This is a genomic window from Halomonas sp. BC2 (genome assembly GCF_002078115.1).
Classification (GTDB): Bacteria; Pseudomonadota; Gammaproteobacteria; order Pseudomonadales; family Halomonadaceae; genus Vreelandella; species Vreelandella stevensii.
Window position 1 is genome coordinate 72,520 of sequence record NZ_LFGT01000008.1, and the last position, 4,008, is coordinate 76,527.

General features: G+C 64.5%; 4 protein-coding genes. 2 read left to right on the forward strand and 2 right to left on the reverse strand.

The window, feature by feature from the left end:
- A partial coding sequence (locus tag B7L71_RS05660; RefSeq protein WP_081136554.1) for an FAD-binding oxidoreductase occupies nt 1-1,133 on the forward strand: 1,133 nt, incomplete at its 5' end.
- A 25-nt stretch (nt 1,134-1,158) separates the two neighbouring features.
- Complete coding sequence (locus B7L71_RS05665) at nt 1,159-2,268, forward strand: pyridoxal phosphate-dependent aminotransferase (RefSeq protein WP_081136556.1); 1,110 nt, start codon at nt 1,159-1,161, stop codon at nt 2,266-2,268.
- Between the two features lie 28 nt (nt 2,269-2,296).
- Here B7L71_RS05665 and B7L71_RS05670 read toward each other — a convergent pair whose 3' ends face one another.
- Together B7L71_RS05670 and B7L71_RS05675 are read right to left on the reverse strand one after the other, a co-directional pair.
- Nucleotides 2,297-3,253: a branched-chain amino acid transaminase gene (locus B7L71_RS05670; RefSeq protein WP_081136558.1), complete on the reverse strand. Its 957-nt coding sequence runs from the start codon at nt 3,251-3,253 to the stop codon at nt 2,297-2,299.
- Nucleotides 3,250-4,008: class II histone deacetylase (locus tag B7L71_RS05675; RefSeq protein ID WP_081136560.1), on the reverse strand; the 759-nt coding region annotated here is incomplete at its 5' end. The genes B7L71_RS05675 and B7L71_RS05670, both read right to left, overlap by 4 nt.

A 4,008-nucleotide genomic window follows, 5' to 3' on the forward strand; every position in this document is an offset into this window, starting at 1 on the left:
TGGTGATTTCACTGGAGCGCATGACCGCCATCGAAGAGATCGACCACGTTGGCGGTACGCTGACCGTCCAGGCCGGTGCCCCTTTGCAGCGGGTACAGGAGGCCGCCAGCGACGCGGGCTTGCAGTTCCCGCTGGATTTGGGCGCCCGGGGAAGTTGCACGATTGGCGGTAATATCGCCACCAACGCTGGGGGCGTGCGGGTGATCCGCTATGGCATGATGCGCCAGCAGGTGCTGGGGCTGGAAGCCGTGATGGCCGATGGCCGTATCGTGAGCTCCATGAACCGCATGCTGAAAAACAATGCCGGGTTCGATCTCAAGCAGCTGTTCATTGGCAGTGAAGGCACGCTGGGTATCGTGACCCGCGCGGTGCTGCGCTTGCAGCCGCCCACGCCCAGCGAACAAACCGCGCTGGTGGCCTGCCCTTCGTTCGAGGCCTTGACGGCCCTGCTCCGCCACATGGGCAAGGCGCTGGGCGGTAGCCTGGGGGCTTTCGAGGTCATGTGGCAGAACCATTACCGCCTGCTGACGGAAACCTCGGGACGCCACACGCCCCCCATTGCCACCAGCCATCCGTTTTATGTCATCATCGAATCCCTGGGCAGCGATGCCGAGCGCAATACGACCCAGTTCCGTGAGGCCCTGGAGAGCGCGCTGGAGAACGAGCTGATCGTCGATGCGGTGCTGGCTCAATCAGCGGCGCAGCGAGACGGCCTGTGGGCCATTCGTGAAGACATCGAAGGCCTGGTCAAGGCCATGACCCCGGTATTGACGTTCGATGTCAGCCTGCCGATTGCCGATATGCAGCGCTACACCGATGCCCTGGAGCACCAGTTGACCCAGCGCTGGCCCGATGCCCGGCTCGTGGTCTTTGGCCACCTGGGCGATGGCAACCTGCATATTTCGGTGTGCGTGGGCAGTCATGAATTAGCGGTACGCCGGGAAGTCGAGACCCTGGTGTACCAACCCCTGGCGGCGCTGGGCGGCTCGGTGTCTGCCGAACATGGGATCGGCCTGGAAAAGCGCCCATGGCTGGAGACCTGCCGCTCGGCAGAGGAGGTTGCGCTGATGCATACCCTCAAGCAGGCACTCGACCCTCATAAGCTGCTGAACCGTGACAAAATATTGCGTTGAACATTGAACTGATCAGGACCTGATTATGCCCCGCTATCCCGACCACCTGACGGGCGTTGGCCCCGTGAACCCTTTCCCCGGCATCAAGGTGCTGGAGCGGCGGCTCGGCCGTGAGATCCCTCACCGCCTGGGCTCCAACGAGGGGCTGGACATGCCCCACCGTGCGCTGCGGGAACACTTCGGCGATGCCGTGGCACAACACGTGTATTGCTATGGCGATGCCGAAGCGCTGGGCGTTCGCCAGCGCATCAGCGCCCAGCAAGACATTCCCCTTGACCACCTGCTGGTGGACGCCGGTGCCGACAGCCTGATCGCCCTGGCGCTGCGCACCACCTGCAGCGTGGGCGAGGCCGTGGTGAGTACCGCAGGCACCTACCCCACCTTCGGGTACTTTGCCCAGGGCCAGGGCTGCCGGTTGGTCGAGCCCAGCTACCATGAAGCGCCTGGCGTGCTCGCCCCCGATCTGGAAGCGCTGGCGGCAGCGGCCCATCAGGAGCAAGCGCGGCTGGTGTACCTGGCCAACCCGGACAACCCCAGCGGCCACCTGCACAGCGATAGCGCCATTCTCAAGTTTCGCCAGGCGCTCCCCAACGACTGCTGGCTGCTGCTGGATGAGGCCTACGGGGATTTTCGTGACGATGCGGGAAGTGAGTTCCTGGGCCAGGCGCTGCCGGGGGTGATTCGCCTGCGCACGCTCTCCAAGGCCCATGGCCTGGCGGGCATGCGGATTGGCTACGCAATTGCCGAGCCCGACGTGCTGGCGATGATGATGAAAGTGCGTATTCACTACGCGGTCTCTTCCTTCACCCAGGCCGCCGCCGAGGTCGTGCTCGACCACCCCGAGGAAGTGCAGCAGCATATTGCGGATGTCAAAGCGCGCCGTGAACAGCTGGCGCTGCACTTCACGGCGCTGGGGGCAGACGTGCTGCCCAGCGCCACCAACTTCGTCGGCATCCGCCTATCCAGCGCCGAGCTGGCCGCCGCCGTGCATCAGGAGCTGCTGGACGATGGCGTGCTGGTGGCCCGCCTTGCTCACCCGCAACTGGCCAACGTGATTCGCATCACGGCGGTAGAAGAGGCACTGCAGCCGGGCAGGTTGGCGGCGCTGGAAAAGGCGCTTCGACAGCACGGCTAGCCGCGCAGGCCCCGGCGCCATTCCCCTCTCATGCCGGGGTCAGCCAGTGCTGGTAGGCCTCCAGCTCGCCGCGTACCACCTGGCGATAGAGCTGCTGCAGCTGAGCCGTGACGCTGTGGGCAGGTATCGGCTCGCTGGGCGGCGGTGCTTCTGCACGATGGCCAATGCGTCGTCCATCCAGCTCCCTGAGCGGCAGAATTTCAGCAGCAGTGCCGGTCAGGAAGGCTTCGTCGGCGGTGTACAGCTCATCGCGGGTGATACGCCGCTCTTTCACTTCGATGCCCAGCACGTCGCGGGCCAGTTGTATGACGCTGTCTCGGGTGATGCCCTGCAGGCAAGAGGTGACTTCCGGGGTGTGCAGCATGCCATCGCGCAGCAGGAAGACATTCGCCGCCGAGGCCTCGGCCACGTACCCTTCGGGGTCGAGCATGATGGTCTCATCGAACCCGGCCTTGACCGCCGTGTTGAGCGCCAGCATCGAATTCACGTAGTGGCCGCTGGTCTTGGCACGGCACAGGCTGATGTTGACATGGTGGCGCGCCCAGGAAGAGGTCAAGGCACGCAATCCATGGGTCGCGGCCTGCGGTGAAAGGTACGGCCCCAAATCCCAGGCGGCGATCATCACATGGGTGGTCAGCCCTTGGGCGCGCAGCCCCAGGCCTTCTGAACCCAGAAACACGGTGGGCTTCAGGTAGGCATCCTGCAAACCGTTTTTGGTGATGCTTTTGCACTGAGCATCGATCAGCTCGGCTTCACGAAACGGCAGCGGAATATCCAGCGCGTGGGCACTGTCCACGAGCCTGCGGGTGTGCTCCTCCACCCGGAACAGGCACGGGCCTTGCGCACCGGCGTAGGCCCGCACGCCCTCGAAGCAGCCCATCCCGTAATGTAGCGTATGGGTGAACACATGAACCCTGGCATCTCGCCAGGCAAGCCAGTGGCCGTCCTGCCAGATCCAGCCGTCTCGATCATGAAGAGGTGTCATCGGGTGGTTTGCTCCCACTGTCGTTGCCAGTTATCGATCAATGCCTGCTGATGCGGCTGCAGCGCCTGATAACCCCAAGCGGCGATTTCGTCATTTTGCGGGTCGAACACGGCGGTCGTGCTGCCCGCCAGCGTCTGGACCACCGCATGGCCGCAGAGCGGCACGTAGCCTTCGGAGTAGCCGCCTTCGTGCACGATCACCAGCTTGCCAGCGCAGCAGCGCTCCGCCACGGCCTTTACTTGCGCCGTCATGGTGGCGAAGGCCTGACTGTTGAGCAGCATCTTGCCCAGCGGGTCCTTGGCACAGGCGTCGTAGCCACAGGCGACGATGATGAGATCGGGCTGGAAGGCTTCCAGCGCAGGCAGCACCAGGCTTTCCATGGCATACGCATAGGCCCCCAGGCCACATCCGGGGGGCAGCGGCAGGTTGAGGTTCGTCCCGGTTCCAGCGCCCTCCCCCTGCTCTTCGAAAGCGCCGCTCTCCAGCGGGTAGTTGGCTGCCTGATGTATTGAGATGGTGAAGGTGTTCGGGTCGCGATAGAACGCGGCCTGCTGGCCGTTACCATGGTGTACGTCCCAGTCGAGTATCGCCACGCGACTGGCCTGGCCCAGCGCCTGGGCACGCATCACCGCCACGGGGATATTGCCTAACAGGCAGAACCCACGGCCCTGGTCGGCTTCGGCATGGTGGCCCGGCGGGCGGCACAGGGCGTAGGCGTTGCGTACTTCGCCCCGGGCGACGGCGTCTACGGCGGC